At 36.0% G+C, this 17,467-nt stretch carries 15 protein-coding genes; 8 read left to right on the top strand and 7 right to left on the bottom strand.

The annotated features are described in order from the left end of the window. Positions 1-9: 9 nt before the first annotated feature. Together GYM76_RS06080 and GYM76_RS06075 are read right to left on the bottom strand one after the other, a co-directional pair. Positions 10-567: a YggT family protein gene (locus tag GYM76_RS06080; protein ID WP_220224898.1), complete on the bottom strand. Its 558-nt coding sequence runs from the start codon at positions 565-567 to the stop codon at positions 10-12. Between the two features lie 36 nt (positions 568-603). Beyond that, positions 604-1,305, bottom strand: coding sequence for a YggS family pyridoxal phosphate-dependent enzyme (locus tag GYM76_RS06075; RefSeq protein ID WP_220224897.1), 702 nt, complete (start codon positions 1,303-1,305; stop codon positions 604-606). Positions 1,306-1,341: 36 nt separating this feature from the next. On the opposite strand from GYM76_RS06075, the gene GYM76_RS06070 reads away from it, so the two are divergent. From GYM76_RS06070 to GYM76_RS06055, 4 genes are all read left to right on the top strand, one after another. After that, positions 1,342-2,280, top strand: coding sequence for a type IV pilus twitching motility protein PilT (locus GYM76_RS06070; RefSeq protein WP_255561410.1), 939 nt, complete (start codon positions 1,342-1,344; stop codon positions 2,278-2,280). 108 nt (positions 2,281-2,388) lie between these two features. Beyond that, the gene (gene proC / locus GYM76_RS06065) at positions 2,389-3,198 is read left to right on the top strand and encodes a pyrroline-5-carboxylate reductase (protein ID WP_220224894.1); all 810 of its coding nucleotides are present in this window, start codon (positions 2,389-2,391) and stop codon (positions 3,196-3,198) included. Between the two features lie 293 nt (positions 3,199-3,491). Next, entirely contained in the window at positions 3,492-3,701 is a 210-nt protein-coding gene (locus GYM76_RS06060) for a cold shock domain-containing protein (RefSeq protein WP_034909833.1), read from the top strand. Positions 3,702-3,858: 157 nt separating this feature from the next. Beyond that, on the top strand, positions 3,859-4,140 hold the full coding sequence (locus tag GYM76_RS06055) for a DUF5339 domain-containing protein (protein ID WP_220224893.1): 282 nt from the start codon (positions 3,859-3,861) through the stop codon (positions 4,138-4,140). Between the two features lie 19 nt (positions 4,141-4,159). On the opposite strand, the gene GYM76_RS06050 is transcribed toward GYM76_RS06055, so the two are convergent. The 3 genes from GYM76_RS06050 to GYM76_RS06040 all read right to left on the bottom strand — a co-directional run bounded on the left by GYM76_RS06050 (position 4,160) and on the right by GYM76_RS06040 (position 7,164). After that, positions 4,160-4,630, bottom strand: coding sequence for a thermonuclease family protein (locus GYM76_RS06050; RefSeq protein WP_220224892.1), 471 nt, complete (start codon positions 4,628-4,630; stop codon positions 4,160-4,162). A gap of 98 nt (positions 4,631-4,728) precedes the next feature. Beyond that, positions 4,729-5,250: a bifunctional 3-hydroxydecanoyl-ACP dehydratase/trans-2-decenoyl-ACP isomerase gene (gene fabA / locus GYM76_RS06045; RefSeq protein WP_065561925.1), complete on the bottom strand. Its 522-nt coding sequence runs from the start codon at positions 5,248-5,250 to the stop codon at positions 4,729-4,731. 138 nt (positions 5,251-5,388) lie between these two features. After that, positions 5,389-7,164, bottom strand: a complete 1,776-nt coding sequence (locus tag GYM76_RS06040) for a Lon protease family protein (RefSeq protein WP_220224891.1) — start codon at positions 7,162-7,164, stop codon at positions 5,389-5,391. A 178-nt stretch (positions 7,165-7,342) separates the two neighbouring features. Between GYM76_RS06040 and GYM76_RS06035 the strand changes: the two genes are divergently transcribed. Further along, the gene (locus GYM76_RS06035; RefSeq protein WP_220224890.1) at positions 7,343-9,109 is read left to right on the top strand and encodes a DUF3413 domain-containing protein; all 1,767 of its coding nucleotides are present in this window, start codon (positions 7,343-7,345) and stop codon (positions 9,107-9,109) included. A gap of 25 nt (positions 9,110-9,134) precedes the next feature. On the opposite strand, the gene lipA is transcribed toward GYM76_RS06035, so the two are convergent. Together lipA and lipB are read right to left on the bottom strand one after the other, a co-directional pair. Then, entirely contained in the window at positions 9,135-10,088 is a 954-nt protein-coding gene (gene lipA, locus GYM76_RS06030) for a lipoyl synthase (RefSeq protein ID WP_065734553.1), read from the bottom strand. Between the two features lie 10 nt (positions 10,089-10,098). Then, a complete protein-coding gene (gene lipB / locus GYM76_RS06025; protein WP_220224889.1) occupies positions 10,099-10,719 on the bottom strand; it encodes a lipoyl(octanoyl) transferase LipB in 621 nt (206 codons plus the stop codon). A gap of 374 nt (positions 10,720-11,093) precedes the next feature. Between lipB and aceE the strand changes: the two genes are divergently transcribed. From aceE to lpdA, 3 genes are read left to right on the top strand one after another with little or no spacing between them, the layout of a single operon-like run. Further along, positions 11,094-13,760 carry a pyruvate dehydrogenase (acetyl-transferring), homodimeric type gene (gene aceE / locus GYM76_RS06020; RefSeq protein WP_220224888.1) on the top strand — a complete coding sequence of 889 codons (2,667 nt, stop codon included), beginning with the start codon at positions 11,094-11,096 and terminating at the stop codon, positions 13,758-13,760. A 12-nt stretch (positions 13,761-13,772) separates the two neighbouring features. After that, a complete protein-coding gene (aceF, locus tag GYM76_RS06015) occupies positions 13,773-15,341 on the top strand; it encodes a pyruvate dehydrogenase complex dihydrolipoyllysine-residue acetyltransferase (RefSeq protein ID WP_220224887.1) in 1,569 nt (522 codons plus the stop codon). 15 nt (positions 15,342-15,356) lie between these two features. Then, positions 15,357-16,781, top strand: coding sequence for a dihydrolipoyl dehydrogenase (lpdA, locus tag GYM76_RS06010; protein ID WP_065561920.1), 1,425 nt, complete (start codon positions 15,357-15,359; stop codon positions 16,779-16,781). The last annotated feature ends 686 nt before the right edge of the window (positions 16,782-17,467 follow it).

Genomic DNA, 17,467 nt, shown 5'->3' with positions numbered 1-17,467 from the left:
CTTTTATTTTTATAGTATAAGCCATAAATTTCCAAGAAAATCGACAGCTAATAAGTTTAAAAACATTAATATAAAAACAAATATCATAAATGAAATATCAATCATACCTAATGGCGGTATAATGCGCCGAATAGGTGCAATAAGTGGTTCTGTTAATTGAGCAAGTAATTCATCAGTATAAGATTGTCCACGACTAACCCAACTTAAAATAGCTCTAAATAATAATAACCAAAAAATGAGGTGTCCAATCGCATGAGCCATTGCAGCCAAGGCGAATAATAGGTAATAAGAGCTAAACAACGGTGCGTTATATCCCTCAAAACGGAAAATAAACATAATTTTTAGTAATGCAACTGCATAAAAAAGAATCCATGTCGCCGTGTCGATACGACCAATAGATGGAATAAGTTTTCGCATTGGACCAATAATCGGTTGGGTAATACGAACAATAAATTGAGTAAAGGGATTATGAAAATTTACTCGCGCATACTGCATCCACAAACGTAGAATAAGTATGTATAAGCAAATAGTGAAAATAGCCCTTCCTAAGAAGATTAACGAAATCATTTAATACTCCTAAAATCTAAAATGATCTGCAATATATCACACATATTGCCGTGCTCCAAAGATCGCACTACCAATGCGAACCATTGTACTGCCTGCAACAATAGCTGCTTTCATATCGCCTGACATGCCCATTGATAATGTATCTAAAAAAGGATAATCCGTTTTCAATGATTCTAAAAGCTGAGTCATCTGTTCAAATACCTCAAGTTGTTTAGCGTAATCATTTTCTATCTCGGGGATGGCCATAAGGCCACGTAACCTTAAATTAGGTAATGTAATTATCTGCTTAACTAAATCGACGACTTCATCTACTGCAATTCCAGATTTACTCTCTTCATTACTAATATTTACCTGAATAAGAACATTTAGCTTATCCATATCTGTAGGTCGCTGATCATTTAAACGCTGAGCAATTTTGAAACGTTCAATGGTGTGCATCCAATCAAAATTTTCAGCAACTAGCTTAGTTTTATTTGATTGCAATGGCCCGATAAAATGCCAAGTAATCGGGGTATTAGGCATATTTTTATTAAAGTAAGCAATCTTTTCAACACCTTCTTGAACATAATTTTCACCAAAGGCTAATTGGCCTGCATCAATTGCTTGAGCGATTAATGTGACCGGCTTGGTTTTACTTACTGCAATAAGTTCAATTGTATTGGGATTTCGATCGCAATCTAAGGCAATTTTATGTATTTCATTTTTAATCTTGATTAAATTGTCATGTACTGTATTCATATTAATTCCCAATAAACTAATGGATAGTGAGTGAAAATGATAAATTCAATGTTGGCTTTTAGTGTAACGCAAAAAGCTTCTGATTTGCATCTTTCTAGTGGTGAAAAACCGTGGATTCGTATTAATGGTGAGCTAAAACCTATTGCGCAAGATAAATTATCGCCACAAAAACTTGAAATTGATTTATTTAATCTATTAAATGACGATCAAAAGGGGCTATTACAACAGCATCGACAAATTGATTTTGGTTATCATCTTGAAGATATAGGTCGTTTTAGGGTAAATATTTTTTATCAAAAACGTGGTATTTCGGCCGTATTTCGAATTATTAAGCAAAAAGTACCAAGCTTAACTGATATTCAGGCACCTGATGTACTAAATGAATTAGCAAAAGCAGAATCTGGAATTATCTTAGTTACTGGCGCAACAGGTAGCGGTAAATCGACAACTTTAGCTGCATTAATTGATCATATAAATCAGACGTTAGCTAAACATATTATCACATTAGAAGACCCTATTGAGTTCATTTATCAAAGTGATAAATCACTTATCCAACAACGCGAAATTAACCATTTTGGTGAAGCAATTGATAGTTTATTAAGGCAAGATCCAGATATCATTTTATTGGGTGAATTACGCAATAAACAGACCATTCAAGCTGCATTAACTATTGCTGAAACCGGTCATTTAGTTCTTGCTACATTGCACACACGTACCGCAATACAGACAATCAACCGTATTATTGATGTCTTTGAAGAGGGAACACGTGCATTAATTCGCACTCAACTATCAAATAGTTTAAAGGCAATAATATGTCAAAAATTGGTCCCTTATAATGATAGCCGAAAAGCCATTTTTGAAGTTCTGATCAACACCCCAGCCGTCAGCAATTTGATCAACGAAGGCAAAACAAGGCAGATATTATCATTAATGCAAACTGGTCAACAATTTGGTATGCAATTAATGATTGATTAAGTTAAATAGTAAAAATTTCGTCTTCTTTTTATTCGTAAATTTTATAAGTTTTATTCAAAAATTTATTTTATAATCTTTATAGTATTTCATTCATAAAGGTATAAACAAATGGAACAGCGTATAGGTCTTATCGGTATTGGTAATATGGGTAATGCTATTTTACAAGGTATTTTAGCAAGTAATATTGTGCCGGGAACGCAAATTTACGTTTATGATCCTCATCCCGAAAAGGGCCAAGAACTTAATCAAACTCATTCAATAAATAATTTAGAATCGGCAAAAGATGTTGCACGAGAATCAGATATTGTTTTCATAGCAGTTAAACCCAATGTTATTGTGGATGTATTAAATGATATTCAAAAAGAGTTAAAAAAAGATACTATTGTTATCTCGATTGCCGCCGGTGTAACGATTAAAACTATTGCGCAATGTGTAGGCTATGAACAAAAAATTGTTAGGGTTATGCCAAATACTCCAGCTTTAGTTAATGCCGCTATGTGTTCTATCACACCTAATACAGAAATTACTGATCAAGAATTAACAATTGTTGAAACTTTATTAAATTGTATTGGTGAAACAGAAGTTGTACCTGAATACTTAATTGATGCCGTAGTTGGGGCAAGTGGCTCTTCTCCTGCATTTGTATTTATGTTCATTGAAGCATTGGCTGATGGTGCAGTTAAAGGTGGTTTATCTAGAAAACAAGCTTACAAATTTGCGGCACAAACAGTGATGGGTTCAGCTAAATTATTGCTGGAGACAGGAAAACATCCAGGTGAATTAAAAGATATGGTTTGTTCACCAGCCGGTACTACAATTGAAGGCGTGCAAGTACTTGAGGAAAAAGGCTTTCGAGCAGCTATCATTGACGCAGTAGAGGCTTCAATTCAAAAATCCAAAGATTTGTCAAAAAATTAAAGATTGTTAACATGAACAATAACAAATAGTTATTGTTCATTTCATTTTTAATTGTAAATAATAGCAAATCATTGCTTGTGTTAGTCATCTATTTATGAGTTAATAGTCATCAGCATATTACATGCAGATATATTTTGTAACATTTAGATTTATGCAGTTTGTAGTTTACTTTAATCACATTTGTATTAGTTCTCTTCAGTCTTCTCTTCTGTTTGTTAATAAGTAGTCTAGGTTTTATGTTCTAATGTTTCGCCTTTGATGGCTGTAATTAATTTATTTATAGGAAGATTTTTATGTCTAAAAAAACTGGTCAAGTTAAATGGTTCAATGAAAGTAAAGGTTTTGGTTTTATTTCACCTGCTGATGGAAGTAAAGATGTGTTTGTTCATTTTTCTGCAATCTCTGGCGATGGATTTAAAACTTTAGGCGAAGGTCAACAAGTTGAGTTCTCTATCCAAGATAGTCCTCGTGGCCCTGCTGCTGCTGATGTTACAATTATCTAATTGTATTCTCATATAACCTTATCAGTATTCAAATACTGATAAGAGTTTTTACATTTAAATTATAGACTTTCCTTAGCAATTCTTATATTATCCCTCCGAAGTAATTCAATAACATATTTTAAGTTCTAAATATTTATAATTTTAAGGAAAAGAAACAATGAAAAAATTAGTATTATCTGTTGCATTATTAGGTTTATCTTCTGTTGCTATGGCTGAGTTATCAGAATCTTGCAAAACTTACTTTGAAAAAGTTGATAGCTTTGTTAAAGCCATTCCTGAAGATGCTGCAACTAAACAACAAACAGATATGATCAAACAAAATTTAGAAACAGCTAAACAACAAATTTCAGCAATGCCTGCTGCAAATCAAGAAGAAGGCTGTAAACAAGCAACTGAAGTATTAAAACAACTAGAAGCTTCAATCCCAGCTAAAAAATAAAGTTATTGTTTAAGCGCTATTATTTCTTACGATAGCGAAAATCCCAAGGGGCTATAGGATGTTTATCTTTCCATAGTCCTTTTTTGTTTTGTCTCGCTTTTAATTCGAGCTTCTCCATATTCTTATTACTAGCAACGCCTTTGAAGCGGTAAGCCCAAGCAAAGCCATTTTCCACCATCTTAGCATTAATGTTGACTTGTTTTAGATAGATGACGCCTAATGTCCTTCGATAAATATCCTTTTTATTTTCTTTAACATAAACAGTTTTACCTGCAATCAACGATGCTAAGTATTTTCTTGATGCATTACCATATGCTTGTCGTCTTTCTGGTGCATCAATATCGAGTAACCGAACGCGAATTTTTTTATTTGTTAATATATCAACGGTATCACCATCAATTACTTTTACAACTTTACCATTAAAGTCTGCTTGTGCTTGACCGATTACAACAAATAAGAGGATTAGGAGAGATTTTCTTAAAAAATACATTACGGATTGTTTCTTAAAATAGTAGCGTAAAAAAAGCTACTCCTTGCTAATTATCAGTAATTAATAATAGTGAGCAAGGAGTGTAAGATTATATTGAATTAAAATTCAGACGTGTCTTTAAATAAACCAACTTTAAGATCAGTTGCTTCATAAATTAATTTACCATCAACGTAAACTTCACCATCGCCGATTCCCATGATTAATTTACGATTAATAACACGTTTAAAATTAATTTTATAAGTCACTTTTTTGTTATTAGGTAATATTTGACCTTTTAATTTTAATTCACCAACACCAAGCGCTCGGCCTTTACCTTTACCACCAATCCAGCCTAAATAAAAACCGACTAATTGCCATAAAGCATCAAGACCAAGACAACCAGGCATTACCGGATCGTTTTTGAAATGACATTTAAAAAACCATAAATCAGGATTAATATCAAACTCAGCTTCAACATAACCTTTACCGAAACTACCACCGTCTTCATTCATTTCAATAACGCGATCCATCATTAGCATCAAATCAGACGGTAATGGTGGTCCATCATGACCAAATAATTCACTATTACCTGATTTAATTAGATCTGCTTTATCATACGAAGATTTACGTTCAAATGTCATAAAAAAACCTTTTATTTTGTTGTCATTACATAATTGCTTATAGAATCATTATTGATTAAAAAACTAATAATTAACCTAAGCTGTAAAGTTTTACATGATTATTTCATTAATCGCATCAATGAAATTTTGGTCTCAAGTTTATTGTGTATTGTTACTTTTTGCAATTTTTTTCCAGCGACTGAGCCAACCATCACGTCTTCTATCTTGAATTAGCATTGATTGCATACGAGCATGAATCAACTTATAAAGACTAATATTATTCTCATCTTTGTAAGGAATACCAGTTAATAAATAGAGCGCATCGGCGACATGTTCGACAGTCCAAATAGAGAATTTATCATTATTAATTGCCTCAATAATGTCATCGCTTAAGCTTAAATGGCGCTGATTACTAGCAGGAATAATAACACCTTGTTGGCCCGTCAAACCTTGGTGCTGACAAACAGCAAAAAAGCCTTCTATTTTCTCATTAACGCCACCAATAGATTGAACATGGCCAAATTGGTCAACCGATCCTGTCACAGCTAATTGCTGATCGATAGGTTGATTAGATAGCGCACTAATCAGCGCGCAGAGCCCCGCTAGTGAAGCGCTATCGCCATCAATCTCATTATAGGATTGTTCAAATACTAATGATGTAGAAAACGGAAGTTGATGATTGATTGCAAACTCCGACATAATAAACGCTTGCATAATCATCATCCCTTTAGAATGAATATTGCCAGCAAGATCGGTTTTACGTTCAATATCAATTAATTCACCGTCACCAAAATGGACAAGACAGCTTAACCGTGTTGGCTCACCAATCGCTTTTGGATAACCGGGGTATTCAATAACTGACAACCCATTAATCTGCCCAACCACTTGTGACTGAGTATCAATCAAAATTTGATTGGTAAAAATCTCATCATGGAACCGCTCAGCTAAATAATTTTCTCGCCATGCTTTTTGTTCTATAGCCTTTGTGACGGCTAAAGCATCAATATTCTCATTTTCTATAAAATAAGATGAATTTAGCAGAATCGATTGCACCCATTCAACGCTAAGTGGTAAATAATATTTATCACCCGTATATCTTGTTGCGTGTTTATAAATTTTAGCAAAAGCAGATTGCTCAATTTTAGGTAGCGCTAAGTGGTGACTTATAAATTGTAAATAATTCATCCAATCATTAATTCGCTGAGGTTCAGTTATATGCATTTCACTTTCAAATTCAGCATAAATAGATGATGAATAAAATTCTGGTTCAAATTCCTGCAATTCAGCTAGAGAGAGCCTATCTCCGACTAAAATAATGCGTAAATCCAACGGCATGGCAGGAATAGATAATGGTAATGGATGAGAATCATCAGCTGAAAACCATTCAAAAGTTTGTGACAGAACCATCTGTTTTAACTTAGCCCAAACTACTGGTTGCGCAAGCAGTGAACGCAATCCTAAAATTAAAACACCACCATTAGCATCATGAACTAAACCAGCTTGTAATTTGATTGGACTATTTTCAGGTTGCCTAACACAACCAAATAGTTTTTCCATATCAACGATTGTTGCTGATAGACAATTATCTTGGGATGCAAAATTATCTTGCTTACTTTTCGCTTCAGTTAAGGTAATTTTATTATCACTAAAGTAATAGCTATAACCTAAATGGGTCGTTGTGAGATTACGCTTTACCGACTGCTTTAATAAATCAAAAAAAAGCTCGCTTTCAGATGCTTTTAAAAGCACAAAGCGAGAACGATACTGCGTATTATGATTTTTGCACAATAAGGATACAGCAGCAGCAACGCGAGGTTGCCACGATAACAAATTGGTTAATCCATCACTGCATAAATTTGTTTTAATATCGCTATTATTTACAATGTCATTTACGTTAGGTTGGACTTCTTGAGAGTTGAGTTGTTTGATTGCCAAAGTTAGTATCTTTTTAATTAGCTATATTATTAAAGCAAATTATAACAAGTATCGATAGCAACGCCAACAAATAACCAAAGGCTTTATGCTAAAAAAATTACGGAAAGATTTTAAAAAATCAGTTAAACTGTGACGTAAATTTCAATTAAGTTTTTCTTGGTAATTACTACAATTAAATATGCTCAAACTCAAAAACAATCATATCAAAGACGATAAAACCTCGCAGATAGTTAGTTGGGGGCATTGGTTTACGCTATTTAATATTCTGGTAGTCATTTTACTTGGTAGCCAATATTTGCTCATTGCTGATTGGCCCCGAACATTTATGGGGCGTTTTTATGCAATTATTAGTGCGATTGGGCATTTTAGTTTTCTTACTTTCATTGTTTATTTGATATTGCTTTTTCCGTTAAGTTTTCTTATTCACTCTTCACGATGGCAAAGGATTATTGCAACTATCGTTGCAACCATAGGAATTAGTTTACTGCTTATTGATGTTGAAGTTTTCTCGCATTTTAGAATGCATCTAAATTTATCTATCTGGCAACTATTTACCTCGGATAAAGCATCTTTTCTCAATAGTGCATTTATATTAATACCCTTTATTCTTTTGGTTGAAATATTATTCTCGATTTGGAGTTGGAAAAAACAACGCAGTTTAAGTAAACGCAAACGTTTTGCTAGACCTGTAGTAATAGGTTTTATTCTATGCTTTGTCTCATCACATTTGATTCATATTTGGGCCGATGCTAACTTCTATCGTCCAATTACGATGCAACGATCAAGCTTACCGCTGTCGTATCCGTTAACGGCGCGTCATTTTCTTGAGCGCTATGGATTTATTGAAGAGAATGGTTATCGTAATCGCGCAATTCAAGAAGGTAACCCATTTGCGATCGCTATTGAATACCCACTCGATAAAATTTCATTTAATGAAAATCAAGATAAACCGAATATCTTGATTATTGATATTAATGGTTGGAATGATCGACTATTAGCCAATAATATGCCTTGGCTGAAAGAATTTGCTAGCCAAAATATACAATTTACTAATCATTATGGCGCAAGTAGCCAAGCCTACTTAAATAACTTCTCATTATTCTATGGACTTGACCCGAATTATTATAATAGTATCTTGGCAGGGCATAAGCCATCGGTATTATTCGAAACTGTAACGAAACAACATTATAACGTTGGTCTATTTTCTGCTGATGGTTTTTCTGAACCACTTTATCGTTATGCATTATTGTCTAATTTTACTACCCCAGATGGTAAAAAGCAGTCTAACAAGCAAACCACTGATAATTGGATGGCATGGCATGATGAACAAAATCAACTCGAAAACCACGCTCCTCTATTTTCTGTCATCCAATATTCACTGGGTGCCAAAAATAAAAAAATGCCAATAACCGAATTAGAGACAGATGCCAAAAAACTCGACCAATATTTAGAATCTTTAATTGCATATTTAACATTATCTAATGCATACGAAAACACCATAATTATTATTACCGGTTCTAATGACATAAAAATAGATGATGCTAAAAAATCTGCTTTACGTAATGATGAAATTAGCTTTAATCGAAATACCTTAAAAGTACCATTAATTATTTCGTGGCCAGGTAAAGAGGCAAAAGAAGTTGATAATATAACTTCTGAAACGGATATATTAAGAACATTAATGCAAGATGCTCTCAACGTCACTACACCTGCAAAACAGTATAGCCAAGGTCAAAATCTATTTCAAGAGCGTGAATGGATTCTAGCTGGAAGTGAAAATCAGGTTGCTGCGCTTTATGGTAATAAAACCGTGGTAATTGATGCGTATGGACGATCTAAAATCTATGATCTAAACGGTAATCAATTGAAAGATGAAAAGATAAACTTACCTACATTCTTACAAATTGTCACCGAAAATCGTCATTTTATTGTGGTAGATAATTAAACAATTTTTTCCAAAGAGGTGAATATTACTTCACCTCTTTTCCCATTGCTTGTAGATCAGCATGATAAGATGAACGCACAAATGGTCCGCAAGCTGCATGGGTAAATCCCATAGCCAGCGCCATCTGTTTTAATTCATCAAACTCCTCAGGTGAAACATAACGTTCCACTGGCAAATGATACTTACTTGGTTGTAAATACTGACCTAAAGTTAGCATGGTAACACCATGGCTACGCAAATCTTTTAAAACCTGAATAAGTTCTTCATTGGTTTCACCTAATCCGACCATTAATCCTGATTTTGTGGGAATTTCGGGATGTTTTTGTTTAAACGTTTCAAGTAATTGTAACGATCCCTCATAACTTGCTCCTGGGCGTATTTTTTTATACAAACGAGGAATATTTTCCAAATTATGATTAAACACATCCGGAGGGTTTTCACTTAAAACCGCAACGGCTTCATCAACACAACCACGAAAATCAGGAGTTAAAGTTTCAATTTTTATATTCGGGCTTAATGAACGAATCTCTTGAGTACATGAAGCAAAGTGACTCGCTCCGCCATCTTTCAAGTCATCACGATCAACAGAGGTGATCACAACATAACGCAATTTCATCTCTTGAATTGTTTGCGCAAGCTTATTCGGTTCCTCACGGTCTGGTGGCAAAGGGCGACCATGAGCAACATCACAGAAAGGGCAACGACGAGTACAAATATCCCCTAAAATCATAAAAGTCGCGGTCCCATGATTAAAGCACTCCGCCAAGTTAGGGCATGAAGCCTCTTCACAAACCGAATGTAACCCATGTTTACGCATCGTATTTTTAATATGCGTAATATTTTCTGTATTTGCCGACAACTTAATTCTCATCCAATCAGGTTTTTTTAAAGGAGCTGTATCCTCTATAGTGATTGAGGGAATTAGACGCGTTTTTTCGGCATCACGATATTTTGAACTGCGGATTTCAGTATTTTGCATAATTCACATCTTAATAGTTTGGTAGCTGATTAATAAAATAATCAGTCAATAAATGGTTAATCTCTTGGCGATCAATTTTTGAAACATGTTGTTTCAACTGCGTCATTTCTAATCCAGCATAACCACATGGATTAATATAATTAAAAGGAGTGAGATCCATATCGATATTAAGGGCTAATCCATGTAAGGTACAGCCACGCTTAATATGTAATCCAAGAGAACAGATCTTCTGTTGATTGACATAAACGCCAGGAGCGTCTTGTTTTGAATAGGCGACTATCTCATAGTGTTTTAATGTTTGAATAACACTATTTTCTAAATAATTGACGACATCACGAATACCTATTTTACGCCTTTTTAAATCCAATAAGATATACATAATTTGTTGTCCAGGCGCATGGTATGTAATTTGACCACCACGATCAGTTTGCACAACAGGAATATCCGTTTTAGTAAGCAGGTGCTCAGGTTTTCCAACCTTACCTTGAGTAAAAACCGGAGGATGTTCAACTAGCCAAATCTCGTCTTGAGTTTGCTTATCACGCTGCTGAGTAAAATCATGCATAGCTTGATAAGTATGCCAATAAGGCATAGTTTTTAACTCTTTAATAATGACGTTTTTACTTGGCATATTATCTGTCAATTCAGTCTTAATTTAACAATAAATTAACAACTATATAGCAGATTTTACTATAACTTGACAACCGCTAACTATTCAAGGTATAACTCAAAATGCAGTATTCTTTCCAATCTCATGAGTTAAATTTGACTTATATCAAATAATTATCTTTTTATTTATATTAATAATTGAAATAGTTGATTAATTTAATAGGAATTAACATTCTTTTCAGAGCGGTGGTTTGCTTTACTTTTTAATGGAAACTGGCAGACTGATATCAATTAAGCATCCGTAATGCAAAGTTGAAGCTTATAATTTTAGTTATGGCGTCTGTTATAGCTAAGGATAGCAAAAACTGCATTTTTTAAACAAAAAAGAGGTTTTATATGTCGGACATGCAAATGAATGATATCGATCCAGTCGAAACAAAGGATTGGCTGGAAAGTTTAGATTCTATTATTCGAGAAGAAGGCGTCGAACGTGCTCAATATATTATTGAACAGATTGTCAATAAAGCTAGAGATGGTGGTGTACCTTTACTATTTGGTTCTTCAACCAGTAACTATATAAACACAATCCCAGTCGAAGAACAACCAGCATATCCAGGTGATTGGGAAATTGAAAGACGAATCCGTTCAATTGTTCGTTGGAATGCAATTATGATGGTCTTACGAGCTTCTAAAAAAGATTTAGAGCTTGGTGGTCATATGGCATCATTCCAATCTGCTGCTACATTTTATGAAGTATGTTTTAACCATTTCTTCCGTGCTCGCAATGAAAAAGATGGTGGGGATTTAATCTATTTCCAAGGTCATATCTCACCGGGTATCTACTCACGCGCTTTTATTGAAGGTCGTTTAACTGAAGAACAGCTTGATAACTTTAGGCAAGAAGTTCACGGTAAAGGTTTATCATCTTATCCTCATCCAAAATTAATGCCGGAATTCTGGCAATTCCCAACCGTATCAATGGGGTTAGGACCAATTAGTGCAATCTTCCAAGCTCGCTTTTTAAAATACTTAAACCATCGTGGTTTAAAAGATACCACTGAACAAACTGTTTACGCGTTCTTAGGTGATGGTGAAATGGATGAGCCAGAAGCAAAAGGTGCAATCACAGTTGCAACACGTGAAAAACTTGATAATTTAGTCTTTGTTATCAATTGTAACTTGCAACGTCTTGATGGTCCGGTAACCGGTAATGGCAAAATAGTGAACGAACTAGAAGGTGTGTTTGCTGGCGCTGGTTGGAATGTGATTAAAGTACTTTGGGGCGATCGTTGGGATAAATTATTGCAAAAAGATAAATCAGGAAAATTAATTCGTTTAATGAATGAAACTCTTGATGGCGATTATCAAACTTTCAAATCAAAAGACGGCGCTTATGTACGTGAACACTTCTTTGGAAAATATCCTGAAACGGCTGAATTAGTCAAAGATATGTCTGATGAAGAGATCTTTAGACTAAACCGTGGTGGTCAAGACCCCGAAAAAATGTTTGCTGCATTTGCAAGAGCAAAAGAGACAAAAGATCGCCCAACAGTTATTTTAGCCCACACCATTAAAGGTTATGGAATGGGGGAAGCCGCAGAGGCGAAAAACATTGCACACCAAGTCAAAAAAATGAATATGGATGGCGTTCGCCATGTTCGTGACTTCTTCAACATTCCAGTTACTGATGAAGCACTCGAAAAATTACCTTATATCAAATTCGAAGAACATAGCCCGGAATACAAATATATTCATGAACGACGTCAAGCATTACATGGTTATGTGCCTTCACGGCTAACTAAATTCTCAGGAACGGTTTCTATCCCTCCTTTAAGCGAATTTGCGCCGTTACTTGAAGCACAATCTAAAGAAATCTCAACCACTATCGCTTTTGTGCGTGCACTTAACATCATGCTAAAAGATAAAGACTTAGCACCGCGACTAGTACCAATTCTCGCTGACGAAGCGCGTACGTTTGGTATGGAAGGTTTATTCCGCCAAATTGGTATATATAACCCACATGGTCAACAATATACCCCACAAGATAAAGAGCAAGTTGCTTACTATCGTGAAGATGAAAAAGGTCAAATTCTCCAAGAAGGTATTAACGAATGTGGCGCGACTGCATCATGGTTAGCTGCTGCTACTTCTTATAGTAATAATGATTTACCGATGATTCCTTTCTACATCTATTACTCAATGTTTGGCTTCCAACGCATTGGTGATTTAATGTGGGCGGCGGGTGACCAACAAGCTCGAGGCTTCATGATTGGAGGAACTTCTGGTCGCACAACATTAAACGGTGAAGGCTTACAACACCAAGATGGTCACAGCCATATTCAAGCATTAACCATCCCTAACTGCTTATCATACGATCCAGCCTACGCTTATGAGGTCGCGGTTATTATGCAAGATGGCTTACGTCGTATGTATGGTGAACAAGAAAATGTTTACTACTACATCACCACACTAAATGAAAACTATGCCCAACCTGCAATGCCTGAAGGTGCAGAAGAGGGGATTCGTCGTGGTATTTATAAGTTAGATACCGTTGAAGGCCAACAAGGCAAACCAACAGTTCAATTATTAGGTTCTGGATCAATGCTACGTCATGTTCGTGAAGCGGCTGATATCCTTGCTAAAAACTATGGCGTCAGTTCTGACATTTACAGTGTAACGTCATTCACCTTACTTGCTCGAGATGGTCAAGATTGCGAACGTTACAACATGTTACATCCAAGCGAAGAAGCAAAAGTGCCATATGTTGCTCAAATAATGAATAACAATCCTGCTGTTGTTTCCACTGATTACATGAAACTCTATGCAGAACAAATTCGAGGATTTGTACCAGCAGAAAGCTACCGAGTACTCGGTACAGATGGATTCGGTCGTAGTGATAGCCGAGAAAATTTACGTCATCATTTTGAAGTCGATGCATCTTATGTTGTGATTGCAGCACTAGGAGAACTAGCTAAACGTGGTGATATTCAGCCAAGTATTGTTGAAGACGCGATTAAAAAGTTCGAAATCAATGCTGACAAACTCAATCCACGTATTGCATAAGAGGTAAAAATAATGAGTATTGAAATAAAATTACCTGATATCGGAAGCGATGAAGTTGAAGTAACAGAAATCCTAGTTAAAGTTGGCGATAAAGTTGATGTAGATCAATCACTATTGACTGTTGAAGGCGATAAAGCCTCGATGGAAATACCGGCACCACAGGCAGGTATTGTCAAGTCAATCATTGTCAAAGTTGGCGATAAAGTGACGACAGGTGTTAGTATTATGGAATTTGACGAAGAGGGCGCAAGCGCGTCAAAAACGCCTGCTCCAGAAGTTTCAGCTCCAGCTTCAGCACCAGCGCCAGCACAAAATAGTAGCCAAGTCGTTGATGTCAATGTCCCAGACATTGGTGGCGATGAAGTAGAAGTGACTGAAATATTAGTTAAAGTTGGTGACTCTGTTTCAGTTGATGATTCACTCATCACCGTTGAAGGTGACAAAGCCTCGATGGAAGTACCTGCAACTATAGCTGGTACAGTAAAAAGCATCATTGTTAAAATTGGTGATAAAGTCAAAACTGGCTCCAAAATAATGGAGTTTGAAACGAATAGTGCACCCGTTAAAGCTGAACCTGCGCCAGCTCAAGCTCAAGCTCAAGCTCCTGCACCAGTTGCTGAGACTGCTAAACCTGCACCAACTGCAAATGAATTTGTAGAAAACGATGCTTACGCACATGCCACACCATCAGTTCGACGATTAGCAAGAGAATTTGGTATCAATCTTGCAAAAATCCAACCTACAGGCCCTAAACACCGTGTACTTCGTGAAGATATCCAAAACTATGTCAAAAATGCCGTAAAACAAGTCGAAAACGGTGGATCATCTGGTGCATTACCAGGATTATTACCATGGCCGAAAGTCGATTTCAGTAAATTTGGTGAAATTGAATCTTTACCATTAACCAAAATTCAAAAAGTATCTGGTGCAAATTTACATCGAAACTGGGTGATGATTCCGCACGTCACTGAATTTGATGAAACAGATATCACTGAATTAGAGGCATTTCGTAAGCAACAAAATGCTGAAGCAGAAAAGAAAAAACTCGACCTAAAAATTACACCGCTTGTGTTTATCATGAAGGCTGTAGCGAGTGCTTTAACTGCTTATCCGCGTTTTAATAGTTCATTGTCAGAAGATGCACAAACTCTTATCATTAAAAAATACATCAACATCGGTGTGGCAGTTGACACGCCAAATGGTTTAGTTGTTCCTGTATTTAAAGATGTAAATAAAAAAGGCATTATTGAACTTTCACGTGAACTTGCTGAAATCTCCAAAAAAGCGCGAGACGGTAAACTCACAGGTAGTGATATGCAAGGTGGATGTTTCACTATTTCAAGCCTTGGTGGCATCGGAACGACATCATTTACCCCAATTGTAAATGCGCCAGAAGTGGGAATACTTGGTGTATCTCGCTCAAGTATGAAACCAGTATGGAATGGTAAAGAATTTACACCACGCTTAATGTTACCTTTATCATTATCCTTCGATCACCGAGTGATTGATGGCGCAGATGGTGCACGCTTCTTAAGCCATATTGTTAATGTTTTATCCGACTTACGTCGACTAGTGATGTAAGGGGGGAAATCAGTTATGAGTCAAGATATCAAAACACAAGTTGTTGTATTAGGTGCTGGGCCAGCGGGTTATTCCGCTGCTTTCCGTGCCGCTGATCTTGGATTAGATGTGACATTAGTCGAACGCTACTCAACCTTGGGTGGTGTTTGCCTTAATGTTGGCTGTATTCCTTCTAAAGCATTATTGCATGTTGCTAAAGTAATGGATGAAGCAAAATCCCTCACCGAACATGGCATCCATTTTGGAACGCCAAAGCTAGAACTCGACAAAGTTCGTGCTTGGAAAGAAAAGGTCATCAATCAGCTTACTAACGGGCTGGCAGGCATGGCCAAAATGCGTAAAGTTAATGTGATTCAAGGTGAAGCGCAATTCACCGGTAGTCACACAATGGATGTCACCTCTGCCAAAGGGATAACTAAAATTACCTTTGATAATGCTATTATTGCAGCAGGATCTCGACCAATAACCTTACCATTCATTCCTCATGACGATCCTCGTATATGGGACTCAACCGATGCATTAGCATTAACCACTATTCCTAAAAAATTACTGTTAATGGGTGGTGGTATTATTGGTCTGGAAATGGGTACCGTATATCACGCATTGGGTTCAGAAGTGGATGTGGTTGAAATGCTAGATCAGGTGATCCCAGCTGCGGATAAAGATGTGATAAAAGTCTTTACCAAACAAATTCAAAAGAAATTTACCTTACGCTTAGAAACTAAAGTAAATACGGTCGAAGCCAAACATGATGCAATCTATGTCACCATGGAAAAGAAAGATGGAACCATCGAAACTCACACTTACGACGCAGTACTAGTGGCGATAGGTCGAGCGCCAAATGGTAAACTTATCAATGCTGAAAAAGCTGGAGTAAATGTGACCGATCGTGGTTTTATTGAAGTCGATAAACAGATGAGAACTAACGTTCCACATATCTACGCGATCGGTGATATTGTGGGTCAACCAATGTTGGCTCATAAAGGGGTTCATGAAGGTCATGTTGCTGCTGAAGTGATAGCGGGTAAAAAACATTATTTCGATCCGAAAACCATACCATCCATTGCCTACACCGAGCCAGAAGTTGCCTGGGTAGGATTAACTGAAAAAGAAGCGAAAGCAAAAGGTATCGATTATGAGGTCGCCATATTCCCATGGGCAGCATCAGGGCGAGCAATTGCCTCTGATTGTTCAGAAGGGATGACTAAACTAATCTTTAACAAAGCCGATAATCGCCTTCTTGGTGGTGCGGTAGTTGGAGCAAATGGTGGTGAACTTCTTGGAGAGATCACTCTTGCTGTAGAGATGGGCTGTGATGCAGAAGACATTGCACTAACCATCCACGCTCACCCAACCTTACATGAATCAATCGGACTCGCGTCCGAAGTGTATGAAGGTACGGTTACCGATCTACCTAATCCAAAGGCCGTTAAAAAATAAGTAATATCTATTCTTATCATTGAAATAATGCCGTTAGCTTACTGACGGCATTTTATTTTTCTAGCTTGAGAACATTAACATCCCAAACTTCCCGATTAAATGAGTATAAAAGGGGAGATAACTATCTAATTCATCAGAATAATCTAACCTACTTTTATTATCCTGCGATTTTCAATCGCTAAATCTTTTCACATTATCGGAAAGTACGAATAAAAACTTACAATTTCGACAATTCTATTTATTAAAAATGATCTAATGATTCGCAAAATGATAAATTACGATATCAAAAAAAGTTGAGGAGCGGGGTTTTTGAATGTGTTTTTAGCAAAATTATGGAAAATAAAAATGTGGCTAAAATTCTTTTTTATAATGATTGTCTTCTAATTGATAGGGAAGATTTGATTTTAATATCCTGCGATTTTTAACCGCTAAATTTTTTCACATTATCGGAAAAGTACGAATAAAAACTTACAATTTCGACAATCCTATTTATTAAAAATGATCTAATGATTCGCAAAATGATAAATTACGATATCAAAAAAAGTTGAGGAGCGGGGTTTGTGAAGGTGTTTTTTGTAAAATTATGGGAAATAAAATTGTAGCTATAATTCTTTTTTATAATGAGAGTCTTCTAATTGATAGGGAAGATTTGATTTTAATATCTTGCGATTTTTAACCGCTAAATT

The organism is Gilliamella sp. ESL0443 (genome assembly GCF_019469165.1).
GTDB lineage: Bacteria > Pseudomonadota > Gammaproteobacteria > Enterobacterales > Orbaceae > Gilliamella > Gilliamella apicola_E.
Note: the sequence above shows the minus strand (reverse complement) of the source record. Positions and strands in the feature narration are given on the sequence as shown.